The organism is Aliivibrio sp. 1S128, from assembly GCF_001691065.1.
GTDB lineage: Bacteria > Pseudomonadota > Gammaproteobacteria > Enterobacterales > Vibrionaceae > Aliivibrio.
Genome location: NZ_MAJV01000091.1, coordinates 49,848 through 64,658, shown reverse-complemented (window position 1 = coordinate 64,658; position 14,811 = coordinate 49,848). Strand labels below are relative to the sequence as shown.

Sequence of the window (14,811 nt, the reverse complement as noted above, 5' to 3'; positions counted from 1 at the left end):
ATAGATTCACTTATTCTTCATTATAAGCTGATTATGATATAACAAAGCATTGCTGATAGAAACCAAGGAAATGATAATGGCTTTTCAATTACACTCACGTTTACAACAAGATTGCATTGTTTTAGGTAATCTACCTTTATGCCAGGTTTTATTAATTAAAGAAGACATAGGGCCTTGGTTAATTTTAGTTCCTCGTCTAGAAGATCTAAAAGAAATCCATCACATGAACGCAGAGCAACAACATCAGTTTATTAAAGAATCAAGTGCGGTTGCTCAATTATTAGAAGATACGTTTACACCGGATAAAATTAATATTGGGGCATTAGGGAATTTAGTCCCTCAATTACATATTCACCATATCGCTCGCTTTACTCATGATATTGCATGGCCAGGGCCTGTATGGGGAAATACCAATGGTGTCATTAGAGAACAATCAGAGCAAACCTCTTTAGTTTATTTACTTCGAGATAAATTAGACGCACTATCAGGCTTTAAGCGCTAACCTCCATCACTATATTTAAATATTATATAAAAAAGGCAGACCTCAATGGGCCTGCCTTTTGCAGTTTTGATGATCATCAATACTATGCGTTTTGCAACTCATCCCATAGATCAGCAACAACAATTCGGTCTGCTGGAGATAATTCAGACTTAGCCGCATCTAAACTGTCATTGATATGTACTTTCAATACTTCAACATCATTGATGCTTTGCTCTTCACATTTAGCTACTGACAATGAAATATGCCCACGTAAGTAACCACCCGCAAATAACTCATCATCTGATGCTGTTTCAATACGAGCATCAATAAGTTCAAGCATTTTTTCTTCAAATTCAATGATCATTTTTTTCCTATTGGACAATAAATTGTTCTTTAGTTAATGGTGTAATCTGATAAAAATTACGTAATGCAGTAGAGAGCATCTCAACTCGTAATGGTAGCCCCGTATCTAGAATTCCCATCACCTCATTATGTACTTTAGTCATGAATGCTAAACGATCTGGTTCAAAATCGCCATTTAAGTTATCACAACTCACATTAAATTTTAGTCCTGCACTTAATGATAAAATCCATTCATACGCTTGTGGGCGGATTTCAACTTTTTCAAACTCAGATTGAACTTGCTCTGTTCGACCGTCAGGTTCATACCAATAACCAAAATCTTCTAATAATCGACGTTCTGGTCCAGCGACACACCAATGTGCAATTTCATGCATTCCTGATTGATAAAAACCACGAGCAAAGATAATGCGATGATAATCAAATTCGCTATCGGCAGGTAAATAAATAGGTTCATCGCCACCCAATACAAGTTGTGTATTAAAAGAACCTTGAAAAGTAGCGTTGAAAATAGACATTAAATCTTGGTATTGATGAGACATACGACAAGCTTAGCAATAATAAAGAGGGGCCTATTCTACCTTAAGCACCAATAAAGACCTATCTAGATAAATTATTTTTATCTTCTGTTTCAAAATTATCCTTTATCTGTAAATTCACTTAATCACGCTAGAGCACTTGGATAAATCACATAAGTAAATCTAATCCGAAAAACATCGGAATAGTTTTTTTCATTCGTCATTATAGGTTTAATCCCATAAAATCCTTGCCTTATTATTTCGCCAACATGACATGAAACGGTATTAGAAAATGTTATTAACAATTCTTTATATTATAGGGATCACAGCAGAAGCAATGACAGGCGCATTAGCTGCTGGTAAGAAAAAAATGGATTGGTTTGGTGTGATGCTAGTAGCGAGTGCAACGGCTATTGGCGGCGGTACGGTACGTGATATTTTATTAGGTCATTACCCTATTGGTTGGGTGAAAAACCCACAATTCCTTGTCATTACCTGTATTGCTGGTGTGTTGACGACATGGATTGGCCCATGGGTTGCAAAAAACCATCGATTCTTTGTTTTTTTAGATGCTATCGGCTTAATTGTATTTAGTATTATCGGCTCTCAAGTCGCATTAGATATGGGACTTCACCCGCTGATCTGTGTTGTTTCTGCCATTGTCACTGGCGTATTTGGTGGTTTATTGCGTGATCTTTTCTGCCGTCAAATGCCGATGGTATTACATAAAGAATTATACGCGTCAATTTCACTCCTATCTGCTGTGTTATACATAGGTTTATTACACCTTGGTGTTGATGAGTTAATAACCACCGTAATCACCATTGTTATTGGTTTTTCTGCTCGTATGGCAGCCGTGAAATTTGGTTGGTGTTTACCGGTATTTCATTTGGATATTACCGAAGATCAGCCAGAAAGTATTAAGAAGTGATGAACGTTAAAGGAACTAGGGACGAGATCTTAGGGGCTAGGAAGAGCTAAACATCAAATACAAACAGAAAGAGCCAGATCGAATGTAACTTCAATCTGGCTCTTTTTATTTATGTCTATTAATAGTAGAGGAAGATTCTTCCGCTCTTAACTCGTCCCTAAAAACTAGTCCCTATCTCCTACCACTAAATCTTAGGCGTTTCCGTTTGTACACCGAAGTTCTGTCCACGATGACGAACTAAATGATCCATGACAACAATCGCAAGCATTGCCTCAGCAATAGGAACGGCACGAATACCTACACATGGATCATGACGACCTTTCGTAATTAATTCTGTTTTTTCACCGCTACGTGTAATTGTTTCACCCGGAACCGTAATGCTTGATGTTGGTTTCAATGCAATATGAGCAATAATATCTTGCCCTGATGATATTCCACCTAAAACACCACCAGCATGATTAGAACTAAAACCTTCAGGCGTTAATGGATCCCGATGTTCAGAGCCACGTTGTTGAACAACCTCGAAACCATCACCAATCTCAACACCTTTAACGGCATTAATCCCCATTAGGGCATGAGCAATATCAGCATCTAAACGATCAAATACAGGTTCACCTAAACCAACAGGAACACCTTGAGCAACCACTGTGATTTTCGCACCAATTGAATCACCTTCTTTTTTCAACTTACGGATAAGCTCATCAAAAGCATCAACTTTGCTTGCATCTGGACAGAAAAAGGCATTGTTCTCGATTTCATTCCAATCCACAGAATCAATCGACACGTCCCCCATTTGTGATAAATAAGCACGGATCTCAATACCAAATTCTTGTTGTAGGTATTTTTTAGCCACGGCACCCGCCGCAACACGCATTGCGGTTTCACGAGCAGATGAACGGCCACCGCCACGGTAATCACGTTGTCCATACTTTTGATGGTAGGTATAGTCTGCATGTCCCGGACGGAACTTATCTTTAATTTCAGAATAGTCTTTAGAGCGTTGATCGGTATTTTCAATCAACAAGCCAATTGATGTGCCTGTTGTTTTACCTTCAAATACCCCAGATAAAATTTTAACTTCATCGGCTTCACGGCGCTGAGTCGTATATTTTGATGTCCCTGGTTTACGGCGATCTAAATCAATCTGCAGATCAGCTTCCGTTAATTCCAAACCAGGAGGACAGCCATCAACAATGCAGCCTAATGCTAAGCCATGACTTTCACCAAACGTTGTTACTCGAAAATGTTGTCCAATAGAGTTTCCAGCCATTACTTCCTCTGTAAATGTTGTTGATTAGTCATATACAACAAGACTAATAATCAATTCTTAATAAATCCATATTGTCTTGAATCGCTTTAAGAGTAAACCCCTAGTCTGTGTTTATCTGTACTCTTTCTCGATTACAGCTAACCTCTTTTTCTTCCATATAATAAAAAGCGGCAATATGTGACCTTTACAATATAAATAATGTGAAGGATTACACTAAAAACAATAAATCGAATAATGAGACCGATTAAAAAATATTGAGGGGGAAAATTTAAATCATTATATTCCCACTTATTTAGTATCGCTCACGATAAATCTATCAGTAAGGGGAAGGCTCAGTTAAGTTGGCACTAATCCTGCTTTGTTTATAGCAAATAAAAAGGGAGCCATTTTGTGAAATTATTTCATTTAATAAAAAGAATGTTTAATCAAGACAGCAGTGAAAAAAAGCAAGCTAAGTTGCGTGAAAGATTAGATTTTGCCATGTCACAAACAAAAGAATATTAAGATATAGGCACAAAAAAGCCCGATATCACTATCAGGCTCATTATTATTCGATAACGCTTAATCATTAATCTCGGTAAAGAGAAAACTCTTCAGCACAATCAAGAAGCTGTTGTTTAGTTAACATGAATACACCATGTCCACCTTCAGCAAACTCAATCCAAGTAAATGGAATTTCTGGGTATTGTTCCATCATATGAACCATAGAGTTCCCAACTTCACAGATCAAGAAGCCTTCATCTGTTAAGTAATCAGGCGCATTTGCAAGAATACGACGAACCAATTTCAAGCCATCAGATCCAGCAGCTAAACCTAATGCAGGTTCGTGCTCAAACTCTTCTGGTAAACTGTTCATGTCTTCTTCATCCACATACGGTGGGTTAGACACAATGAAATTGTACTGATCTTTAGGAATATCACGTAAAAGATCTGAACGCATAGGGAACACTTGTTGCTCCATGCCGTGATCTTGAACATTCTGCTCTGCAACCATCAACGCGTCAGTCGAGATATCAATCGCATCAACTTCTGCATTTGGGAATGCATGTGCACACGCGATAGCGATACAACCACTGCCCGTACAAAGATCCATAATGCGAGTTGGTTCTTCTTTTAACCACGGTTCGAACTGTGTTTCAATCAATTCCGCAATTGGTGAACGAGGGACAAGTACGCGTTCATCAACAAAGAATTCAAGACCACAAAACCATGCTTTATTTGTTAAATAAGCGGTTGGTATACGTTCGTTAATACGACGAACCACACGCTCAACAATACGTAAACGTTCTGTTGATGTTAAACGTGATTCACGTACGTGTGCAGGAACATCAATCGGTAAATAAAGAGTAGGAAGAACTAATTGAACAGCTTCATCCCATGCATTATCAGTACCGTGACCATAAAAAAGGCCCGCAGCATTAAAACGACTTACCGTCCAACGCAACATATCCTGTAACGTATGAAGCTCAGAAACGGCCTCTTCTACAAAAATCTTATCCAAAATTGCCCCCAAAACAAGTTATAATACTGCTGTTAATTATTGGAATTTAAAAATGAGCAAAAACGACCACCTATCAGATGACGAACTTTCGCTGTTCCGTGAAGCAGTACAAGGCTCTAAAAAGTTGCAACAGGATACCATAATCCATCAACCGAGTAAGAACTTTAGCGAACAACAAAAGCAAAGAAAATCATTAAAAGAAGGGAAAAATGAAGAGTTTTTCTTTTCTGACGAATTTGTCCCTCTTTTAGATGAAGAAGGCCCTGTTCGTTATGCCCGTGATGGCGTATCAAAATATGAAGTAAAACGTCTCAGACGTGGTGTATATGTGCCTGATGTCTTTTTAGATATGCATGGTATGAAGCAAGATGAGGCAAAGCGAGAATTAGGTTCCATGATCGCCTATTGCCTAAAAGAGAACGTCTCTTGTGCCAGTATAATGCATGGCATCGGAAAGCATATTCTTAAAAAGAAAGTGCCTCTTTGGTTAGCTCAACATCCAGATGTGATGGCTTTTCATCAAGCGCCTTTAGAGTTTGGTGGTGCTGGAGCCATTTTAGTTCTACTTTCTATCCCCGATCGATAAAAACAAAAAAGATCCCGACAAGTACACAAAACTTGGGGATCTTTTTTATTGAGTATTACTTTTCCAATCGCTTTACCTATGGTTGCTGCAACCACAAAAAGTTACTTTTCCCTGTAGTATGAGAGAATTCAACACAAGAAATAGCTGAAGTAGGAAACATCGGAGGCATAATACCCGGAACAAAATCAGCCGTTAAATACCCAACCAACGGAAGGTGTGAAACAATGAGAATATTCTCAACCTCTTTTACGCTGCCTAATGCCTTTACATATTCGATAACGTCATCCGAATCACCATAAGGGGTTATTTCATCAGAAATCTCAACCTTAGCATCTGCTACATTCAAAATCGGTTTGATTGTATTCCACGTTTGTTGAGCTCGAATATAGGGACTCACCAAAACATAATCAAACGTAACACCATGCGCCGCCATCAACCATTGAGCAATTTTTGCTGATTGACTCTCACCATGTGGGGTTAAATTACGTTCTTCATCAGAAGCGGCATACGCTTCTGCTTCACCGTGACGCATTATGAATACTTTCATTTATTCATTCTCAAAATCATTACTAACCTCACAATAGTAGCAAGCAAAACCAAAAAGAGGAAAGAGAGAGTTTGCTACTCTGTGGGTTCAGCGCCATAATTAAAAAAATAAATATAAAAATAAGGGTGAAAACACCACCCCTCTATGCCTTCAAACAGGAGCACCCTGTGCATATCAGCCCAAATGATAAAAAAAAATATCGATTCATTGAACTCGATAACAAGCTGCCAATATTACTTATTCAAGATGATGCAGCGCCTCGCTCTTCTGCTGCTCTTTCGGTAAATGTTGGTCATTTTGATGATCCTGAACATCGACCAGGACTTGCTCATTTCTTAGAACACATGTTGTTTCTTGGTACTGAAAAATACCCAAAAATCGGTGAATTTCACTCTTTTATTAATCAACAAGGCGGTTCAAATAACGCATGGACTGGAACCGAAAATACCACTTTCTTTTTTGAAATTTCTCACCATGCTTTTGAGGAAGGTTTAGACCGATTTGGACAATTTTTTTACGCTTCTCTATTTAATGAAGAAGCCGTAGATAAAGAAAGAAAAGCGGTAGATTCAGAATATAAATTAAAACTGAAAGACGATGTTCGTCGAATTTATCAAGTTCATAAAGAAACCGTCAATCAAGCCCATCCTTTTTCAAAATTTTCGGTTGGCAGCCTTGATACACTTGCAGATACAGAACATTCTTCTATCCGAGATGAGATGCTCGCGTTTTATCAACAACATTATTCAGCCGATTTAATGACGGCTGTTGTTCTTGGTAATCGCCCTCTTTGTGAGTTAGAACTGCTTGCAACTCAATCTTTTGGTTCTATTCCAAATCAAAACCTTGGTCATAAAGTCGTTGATGTTCCCTATGTCACCGATAAAGAGCAAGGCTGCTGGATAAATGTTGAGCCATTAAAAGAAGTACGTAAGCTGAGCTTAGCTTTTCACTTACCAAATCAAGACCGTCTCTATAAAACTAAACCTTTAAATTATCTTGGTCATCTATTGGGTTATGAAGGTGATGGCAGCCTAATGCTATACCTAAAAAAGTTAGGTTATATTAATTCATTAACCGCTGGGGGCGGTGTCAGTGGCAGTAATTTCAGAGAGTTCACACTTTCATATAATTTAACGGAAAAAGGGATAGATAAGACCGATGAAATTATCACTCTCACTTTCCAATATATTGAATTAATTAAGCAACAAGGGCTTGATGAATGGCGCTACAGTGAGAAAAAAGCCGTTTTAGAATCTGCTTTTCGCTTCCAAGAAAAAAGTAAACCTTTAGATTTAGTTAGCCATTTAGTAATGAATTTACAACGCTTCAATGCTGAAGATGTCATGTACGCTGATTACATGATGGACGGTTATCATGAACAACAAATTCATGATTTATTAGATTTATTCACTCCAGAGCAAATGCGAGTCACTTTAGTCGCGCAAGACTTAGAGTATGATCGTGAAGATAAATGGTATCAAACCCCTTATTCTGTTCAGCCTCTTAGCCCTACACAAATCACGGCTTGGAATACGAAAGAGTTACACCCTGAATTACAGTTACCAGAAAAAAACCCATACATTTGTTACGATCTCGAACCTCAAGAACTAGAAGGGGTTACCGAATTTCCAATCTTAGTTGAAGACTTACCTGGATTTCGCTTGTGGCATAAGCAGGAAGAAGAATTTCACGTACCTAAAGGAATGGTTTACATTGCTATCGATAGCCCACATTCGATATCTGACCCTAGAAAAATAGTAAAGACGCGTCTATGTGTGGAAATGCTTATGGATGCGTTAAGTGAACAAACCTACCAAGCAGAAATTGCAGGAATGGGGTATAACCTTTATTGTCATCAAGGTGGTGTAACATTAACGCTATCGGGATTCAGTCAAAAACAACCATTGTTACTTGATGTCATTTTAACTCGCTTTATGACTCGAGAATTCAAGACTGAGCGATTTGAGTTCATTAAAAATCAACTAATTAGACATTGGAATAACGCTTCAAAAGAACGTCCAATATCGCAGCTATTTAATGCCTTATCAGGAATTTTACAGCCAAATAACCCCCCTTATCCTGTCCTTCTTGAAGCATTAGAAAGTATTGAGGTAGACGAACTGCCTAGCTTTGTTCAATCAATGTTTGCTGAATTACATGTTGAGATGTTTGTTTATGGTGATTGGTCAAAAGAGCAAGCGATTGATTTAGGAGATTCTCTGAAAAATGCATTACGCATGCAAAATCAAACGTATGAGGAATCTTTCCGCCCTCTCATTATGTTAGGTAATTCAGGTACATTCCAACGAGAGTTGTTTTGTGACCACTCAGATTCAGCCTTACTGGTTTATTACCAATCACCAAAAGAAGACCCTCAGAGTTTTGCTTTGTATACCTTAGCAAACCATTTAATGTCGGCGTCTTTCTTTCACGAAATACGAACAAAGCAACAACTTGGTTATATGGTGGGAACAGGAAACCTCCCACTAAATAAACATCCCGGATTAATCTTATACGTACAATCTCCAATGGCACCTCCTGCTATTTTATTAGATTCAATTGATGAATTTTTAAATGCTTTTTATATGGTGCTATTAGAGTTAAATGAAGCCCAATGGCAGAGCAGTAAACAAGGCTTAATTGATCAAATATCAGATCCAGACACCAATTTACGTGGCCGAGCACAGCGTTTTTGGGCCTGTATCGGTAATAAAGATCTTAATTTTGATCATAAAGAACGAGTAACCGAAGATCTTAAAGGTTTAACTCGTACTCAAATGCTACGTTTTGTGGTGGGAATATTGAAACCTAGAACCGCAAATCGATTAATCATGCATTGCCAAGGAACTGAGCACCAACAATATGATCGCCTTGATGTCGGGTTAGACATTGACTCTATTGATGAATTTCAACTTAGAGCAAAAGATGTGAATCTCGGATAACATTTTATTTATACCCGTGTCATTAAGTCGATGTTATAAAAACTTAAAAGCCATCATAATCCTTAAATTATGATGGCTTTTTTATGTCACTCATTAAAAATCAAGCCACTTTTTACAATGAAAAACGATCTCCGTATTTATCAGCATATTTCCGCATTAACGTCGCTAATTTTTCTTCACCTAACATTTCCATGTAAGCAAATGGCCCTCCTAAGAAAGGAGGGAAACCAATCCCAAAAATAGCGCCAATATCCCCATCTCTTTCTGAGCGAATAATGCCTTCATCCAAACAACGTTTTGCTTCAGATAACATAGGTAATACGCAACGCATCGCTATTTCATCTTTAGTTAGTTGCGATTGAGGTTTAATGTTTAGTAACGAATAGACTTCTTGATCGGGCTCTTTTTTCTTCCCTTTATAGACATAGAAACCACGCTTAGTTTTCTTACCTAATCGTTTATCGTCTATTAAGGTTTTAAATACATCAGGGCTACGAAATCTATCGCCTAATTCAGCTTCTAATATCGGCATGATCTTAGCACCAATATCGACCCCAACTTCGTCCAATAAGGAAATAGGACCAACAGGGAAACCAAAATCTAATAACGCTTCATCAATCACTTCGATGGGTTCACCTGCTAACAATAGTCGAGCGGCTTCATTCATATATGGCGCTAAAATTCGATTAACATAAAAACCAGCGCAATCTTTAACAACAATAGGCGTTTTACCTTGTTGCTTAGCTAAAGAAACCACGGTAGAAATCGTTTCATCACTGGTGGTTTCATGAGGGATCACTTCGACCAACGGCATTTTTTCTACCGGGCTAAAATAGTGCAGACCAATAATGCTTTCAGGCTTTTGAGCCCCTTCGGCTATTTGACCTATTGGCAGTGAAGAGGTATTCGTAGCAAAAATAACGTCTTCTTTTCCTTGTTCTTGTACTGCTTTCACCATCTCTTGTTTTAAAGTGAGATCTTCAAAAACAGCCTCAATCACAACATCTAATTTTTTAAACCCATTAAAATCAGTCACGCCCGTTAATTGCAGCATTTGTTGCTGTAATTTAGCTTTACTGATTATTCGACGTTTTCTTAATTTATCTAGACGCTGATAATGATATTGGTAAGCGTTTAGTAGCCCATCGTTACTGATGTCTTTTATCGTGACGTTCTTTTTAGCCTTAGCAATAGAGACATGAGCAATACCGCCCCCCATTAATCCACCACCTAGTACACCGACTCGATGAATAATCTTAGGTTCAGCATCACTGCCTTTTTCTTTCTTCATCTCTGTCATAGCAAAAAATAGCGATCGTAATGCGGCGGATTCTGGTGTCATGGCAAGTTTGCCGAACTGCTCGGCTTCTCGCTGTAATCCTTTTTTAATGCCTTTTTCTAATCCATGTTCAATGCTATCTAAAATCGCTGCAATGGCCGGATAGTTACCACGCGCTTTTTTCTGGGCTTGTTTTGCAGCCTGAGAAAAAATCACATTACGACCAATGGGGTTTCTTGATACTGCCCATTCTTTCGCGGCTAATTTTGTTTTTGATTTTTTCTTTAGCGCAAACTCCGCGGCAGTTCGAGATAAAATAGTTTGTGGTACTGATGCATTAACAACGCCTAGCTTTAGGGCTTTTTTAGGCCTTAATTGCTTGCCAGTCAAAATAATATCTAAGCTTGCAAGCAAACCGATTAATCGAGGCAGTCGTTGTGTTCCACCAGATCCTGGAAGTAAACCTAACTGTACTTCAGGTAAACCTAATTTGGTTTTATTGTCATCACTACAGATACGATAATCACACGCTAACGCCAACTCCAATCCACCACCTAGGCAAGGACCATGAATAGCGGCAACCGTGGCAAATGGTAGATCTTCAATTCGTTGAAACAATTGCTGGCCTTTTTCAGCCAATGCTTGAGCCTCTGCTGAACTTTGGCAATTGGCTATCATGCTGATATCTGCACCGGCAATAAAATTATCAGGCTTACCAGATTGAATAACCAAGCCTTTGATCTCTTTTTTCTGCGCTTCAATTTCATCTAATACTTGAGATACTTGCTCTGCGAACTCTGCTTTTAACGTATTCATTTTTTCATCGAGAACATTAATCGTCAGCCAGGCAATGCCATCATCATTTTTATGCCAGACAAATGCACTGGTATTTTCAACAAGCTCAATCGAGTTATTTTCTTTTTCTACGATCATTATTCAACCTCCAATACCATTGCCGCACCTAGACCACCAGCGGCACACGCTGTATTTAGCCCAAATCCACCACCACGACGTTTTAGCTCTCGTAATGTTTGAATGATCATTCTTGCTCCCGTCGCGGCAAAAGGATGACCATAAGCAATAGATCCACCAAGGACGTTGAATTTATCCATATCAATCTCACCAATGGCTTTATCACGTCCTAAACATTCTTTCGCAAATTTATTCGATGCAAACATTTTTACGTTCGATAAGGTTTGTGCTGCAAACGCTTCATGCATATCAATAAGAGTAAGGTCTGATAAGGAAATCCCCGCTTTATCGAGCGCCATTGGCGTAGCATAAGATGGCCCCATTAACATATCGTTATGAACATCTATTGCACTAAAAGCAAAAGATCGAATATAACCTAATGGCTCATAGCCTAATTCTTTCGCACGTTTTTCGCTCATCAATAATATTGCAGCACCCCCATCGGTTAATGGCGTACTGTTGGCAGCAGTCACTGAGCCGTATTTTCGATCAAAGGCAGGACGTAGCTTGGCATAGCTTGCCAGTTCAGAATCATGACGAATATTATTATCCTGATCTAGCCACATTTTATAGGGCTCAGGGAAAGCGGTCATGACCTCATCTTGTATCAATCCATCTTGCCATGCTTTAGCCGCTAACGAATGCGAACGGTGCGCTAATGCATCTTGCTCTTCACGCGTAATGCCGTGACTTTTTGCCATTTGCTCTGCGGTTTGTCCCATTGAAATTCCTGTCGAGTATTCCGCTACCGCAGGAGGAACTGGCGCAATGTCTTTCATCGATAAAGTACGAAGAAGAGAGAGCTTTTGACTCATGGTTTTTGTTTTACTGAGGGCAAGCAGAGTTGCTGCCATTTTTTTTGATACCCCAATAGGCAGAACAGAAGATGAATCAGCCCCGCCAGCAATACCGATATCAATGCTTCCCGCCATGATACTTTCAACCACGTTTGCCGTTGTTTGAAAACTGGTCGCACAGGCACGAGTTACACTATACGCATCCGTACCGATGTTCATTCCTGTACCTAAGACAATTTCACGCGCAATGTTTGGCGCTTCTGGCATTTGCACTACTTGCCCAAAGACAACTTGATCAATCAACTTAGGATCAATGTCCGTTTTATCCATTAATGCCTTAACCGCAAGCTTTCCTAAATCTACCGCAGGCGTAGAGATAAAAGCGGTTGATTGTTTAGCAAATGGGGTCCGAATACCTGAAACAACCGCAATTCGATCACCTTGTCGTGTCGTTAATGGTTGATAGGCCTTTGAAAATTTAGCGTTTGACATCGCATCTCCTTGCGTAATACCAAATCGTACTTTAAGTGGTCAGACCTGAATTGTAACTAAGTTGTTAATTATATAAAGTGGGTTATAGTAGAAATGTGAGCAAAGAATTATTAATCACTAAAAAATAATTATCTATCGATGAAAATAATGAAAAAGTGATGAAATAGAGAATGAACATAAGCTGAATAGAAAAAGCGAGGATGTAATCTGCAAACTATTTTGATAAAAAAAAACCACATCAATCGATGTGGTCAGAATAAAAAACAATTAACGATATAGCCAATTGTAAAATCAGTTTCACCTGATAAGGAGAAAGTAAAGTCAGCCTTCAAAAGGAAATGTTATCTTGCTCAACGGGTTGATTACTCAACCAGATAACGAGATCAACTATAACGCGTCTCAGAATTAATTTATTGAAATAGATCAATTTTATGTTCTTTTACTACTTATTCATCAGCCCCATCAACCAACCAGGCATTAATCACAAAATAAATACCGCTTACTACTCATTAACATTCCAACCAAAATTACGCTCAAAACCCATGATTAATCATCAATTTAACCTTATCTGAATACAATTTAGAGCTTAAGCTCTAAATTAAACAATATGATAAATATTTATTATAAAAAACAAATAGTTACACAAAATGAAAACAACAGCAATCAAATGATAAATTAGAGTTTAAGCTCTATAAATACAAGATAGCTAGTCTGTTATATACAAATCACGACCAGATCACGAATTTTAATGCTTTTTTAGCAGTGGTCGGATTTGTCGTCTATGATCTGATCGTTATTATCTCGTCATCGAGATTTCAGTCTCAACTAAAATAAATCTTTTCAGTCATAGAAATTGAAAGGAAATAACAATATATGGAATATAATAATTATGAATAAGAAACGCTTGTTTTCAAAAACACTGTTAGCAGCTACCATCACTCTTGCAACACAACAAGCTACCGCTGCCGGTTTCCAACTAAACGCACAATCAGCAACAGGCCTAGGCCGCGCATTTGCTGGTGATGCAGTAATCGCTGATAACGCATCTGTAATGTCACGTAACGCCGCCGCTATGGCTCTTTTTGATTCATCACAGTTTTCAGCTGGCTTAAACTACATTGATACTGACATCGAAGTTAGTGATATCAAATATGGCGCTCAAGACATTGATGATGCAAATAATGGCAGTGGCACACCAGTTCCTAATATTTACTATATCCATCGTTTAAATGACAAATGGGCATTCGGTGCTGGCATTTATTCCAATTTCGGTACAGAAAATAATTTTGAAAATGATTTTGGTACAAGTCATACAACAATTGGTGCAAGTGCTCTAGGTGGAACCACTGAGATTAAAAGTGTTAACTTTGCTCTAACTACATCATACCGTATTAACGAACAATGGAGCGTTGGTGGTGGGTTAGATATTATTTATGGTGCCGGCACTTTAAAACGTCAAGTATCAGTTAAAAACCCAGTCACTGGCGATATAGCAACAGCTGCAACATTAGTTGATATTGATGCTACAGGTACAGGTCTTGGATTCAATCTTGGTACTGTCTACGAATTAGATGAACGTAACCGTTTCGGTTTCTCATACCACTATAGCCCAGAAATTGAAGCGGAAGACGGCAATCAAAAAGTAACATTACCACTACCTGATATGATTGAATTCTCTGGTTACCATGAGATCAAAGACACTAAGTTTGCGGTACATTACTCTGTTCAATACATTGGTTGGAGTGATTTCGATCAAATCAAATTCACCAATAACCCAAGTGGCTTAAGTGAAAGTACATATGACTGGCAGAATGGCATGCACTACGCGATTGGTGGTACATACTTCTTAAATGATGCATGGACATTACGTGCAGGTTACATGTACGACACAGCAGCTCAAGACGAATTAACATCGATTTCTGTACCTGATTCAGATCGTCAGTGGTTCTCTGCTGGTTTCAGCTACCACTTTGAGAAAAAACACACGGTTGATTTCGGCTTCACTTACCTAATGGGTGATGATGTTAAAGTTGAAGAATCATCGCTTCAAACCCTAACAGCAACTACACACGCAGATGCAATTCTTGCAGGTGTTCAGTACAGCTACAGCTTCTAAGATTTACTCTTAAAAG

Annotated in this window: 12 protein-coding genes; 5 read left to right on the top strand and 7 right to left on the bottom strand. The window is 38.5% G+C overall.

All coding sequences use genetic code 11. The features are described 5' to 3' along the window. Positions 1-76 precede the first annotated feature (76 nt). On the top strand, positions 77-502 hold the full coding sequence (locus tag A6E03_RS10525) for an HIT domain-containing protein (RefSeq protein WP_065593750.1): 426 nt from the start codon (positions 77-79) through the stop codon (positions 500-502). 82 nt (positions 503-584) lie between these two features. Here A6E03_RS10525 and A6E03_RS10520 read toward each other — a convergent pair whose 3' ends face one another. Both A6E03_RS10520 and A6E03_RS10515 read right to left on the bottom strand, forming a co-directional pair. Next, the gene (locus tag A6E03_RS10520; RefSeq protein WP_065593751.1) at positions 585-845 is read right to left on the bottom strand and encodes a YfcL family protein; all 261 of its coding nucleotides are present in this window, start codon (positions 843-845) and stop codon (positions 585-587) included. 7 nt (positions 846-852) lie between these two features. Further along, positions 853-1,383 carry an elongation factor P hydroxylase gene (locus A6E03_RS10515; protein WP_065593752.1) on the bottom strand — a complete coding sequence of 177 codons (531 nt, stop codon included), beginning with the start codon at positions 1,381-1,383 and terminating at the stop codon, positions 853-855. A gap of 268 nt (positions 1,384-1,651) precedes the next feature. Here A6E03_RS10515 and A6E03_RS10510 point away from each other — a divergent pair, with 268 nt between their 5' ends. Continuing rightward, entirely contained in the window at positions 1,652-2,290 is a 639-nt protein-coding gene (locus A6E03_RS10510) for a trimeric intracellular cation channel family protein (RefSeq protein ID WP_065593753.1), read from the top strand. A gap of 184 nt (positions 2,291-2,474) precedes the next feature. Here A6E03_RS10510 and aroC read toward each other — a convergent pair whose 3' ends face one another. Both aroC and prmB read right to left on the bottom strand, forming a co-directional pair. Next, on the bottom strand, positions 2,475-3,560 hold the full coding sequence (gene aroC, locus A6E03_RS10505; protein ID WP_065593754.1) for a chorismate synthase: 1,086 nt from the start codon (positions 3,558-3,560) through the stop codon (positions 2,475-2,477). 568 nt (positions 3,561-4,128) lie between these two features. Next, the gene (gene prmB / locus A6E03_RS10500; RefSeq protein ID WP_065593755.1) at positions 4,129-5,061 is read right to left on the bottom strand and encodes a 50S ribosomal protein L3 N(5)-glutamine methyltransferase; all 933 of its coding nucleotides are present in this window, start codon (positions 5,059-5,061) and stop codon (positions 4,129-4,131) included. A 52-nt stretch (positions 5,062-5,113) separates the two neighbouring features. On the opposite strand from prmB, the gene smrB reads away from it, so the two are divergent. Beyond that, positions 5,114-5,647: an endonuclease SmrB gene (gene smrB / locus A6E03_RS10495; protein WP_065593756.1), complete on the top strand. Its 534-nt coding sequence runs from the start codon at positions 5,114-5,116 to the stop codon at positions 5,645-5,647. A gap of 76 nt (positions 5,648-5,723) precedes the next feature. On the opposite strand, the gene sixA is transcribed toward smrB, so the two are convergent. Beyond that, on the bottom strand, positions 5,724-6,194 hold the full coding sequence (sixA, locus tag A6E03_RS10490) for a phosphohistidine phosphatase SixA (RefSeq protein WP_065593757.1): 471 nt from the start codon (positions 6,192-6,194) through the stop codon (positions 5,724-5,726). A 167-nt stretch (positions 6,195-6,361) separates the two neighbouring features. Between sixA and A6E03_RS10485 the strand changes: the two genes are divergently transcribed. Next, on the top strand, positions 6,362-9,139 hold the full coding sequence (locus tag A6E03_RS10485) for an insulinase family protein (protein ID WP_065600829.1): 2,778 nt from the start codon (positions 6,362-6,364) through the stop codon (positions 9,137-9,139). A gap of 112 nt (positions 9,140-9,251) precedes the next feature. On the opposite strand, the gene fadJ is transcribed toward A6E03_RS10485, so the two are convergent. Both fadJ and fadI read right to left on the bottom strand, forming a co-directional pair. Then, positions 9,252-11,351 (bottom strand): fatty acid oxidation complex subunit alpha FadJ, encoded by a 2,100-nt coding sequence (fadJ, locus tag A6E03_RS10480; protein ID WP_065600828.1) that lies wholly within the window; start codon positions 11,349-11,351, stop codon positions 9,252-9,254. Next, entirely contained in the window at positions 11,351-12,679 is a 1,329-nt protein-coding gene (gene fadI / locus A6E03_RS10475; protein WP_065593760.1) for an acetyl-CoA C-acyltransferase FadI, read from the bottom strand. The genes fadJ and fadI overlap by 1 nt, the downstream gene beginning before the upstream one ends. Before the next feature lie 889 nt (positions 12,680-13,568). On the opposite strand from fadI, the gene A6E03_RS10470 reads away from it, so the two are divergent. Beyond that, the gene (locus A6E03_RS10470) at positions 13,569-14,795 is read left to right on the top strand and encodes an outer membrane protein transport protein (RefSeq protein WP_065593761.1); all 1,227 of its coding nucleotides are present in this window, start codon (positions 13,569-13,571) and stop codon (positions 14,793-14,795) included. Positions 14,796-14,811 lie beyond the last annotated feature (16 nt).

Bases quoted from the DNA above. Each gene is read 5' to 3' on its own strand.
- A6E03_RS10525 (WP_065593750.1), top strand. From the start codon at position 77: ATGGCTTTTCAATTACACTCACGTTTACAACAAGATTGCATTGTTTTA.
- A6E03_RS10520 (WP_065593751.1), bottom strand. From the start codon at position 845: ATGATCATTGAATTTGAAGAAAAAATGCTTGAACTTATTGATGCTCGT.
- A6E03_RS10515 (WP_065593752.1), bottom strand. From the start codon at position 1,383: ATGTCTCATCAATACCAAGATTTAATGTCTATTTTCAACGCTACTTTT.
- A6E03_RS10510 (WP_065593753.1), top strand. From the start codon at position 1,652: ATGTTATTAACAATTCTTTATATTATAGGGATCACAGCAGAAGCAATG.
- aroC (WP_065593754.1), bottom strand. From the start codon at position 3,560: ATGGCTGGAAACTCTATTGGACAACATTTTCGAGTAACAACGTTTGGT.
- smrB (WP_065593756.1), top strand. From the start codon at position 5,114: ATGAGCAAAAACGACCACCTATCAGATGACGAACTTTCGCTGTTCCGT.
- sixA (WP_065593757.1), bottom strand. From the start codon at position 6,194: ATGAAAGTATTCATAATGCGTCACGGTGAAGCAGAAGCGTATGCCGCT.
- fadJ (WP_065600828.1), bottom strand. From the start codon at position 11,351: ATGATCGTAGAAAAAGAAAATAACTCGATTGAGCTTGTTGAAAATACC.
- fadI (WP_065593760.1), bottom strand. From the start codon at position 12,679: ATGTCAAACGCTAAATTTTCAAAGGCCTATCAACCATTAACGACACGA.
- A6E03_RS10470 (WP_065593761.1), top strand. From the start codon at position 13,569: ATGAATAAGAAACGCTTGTTTTCAAAAACACTGTTAGCAGCTACCATC.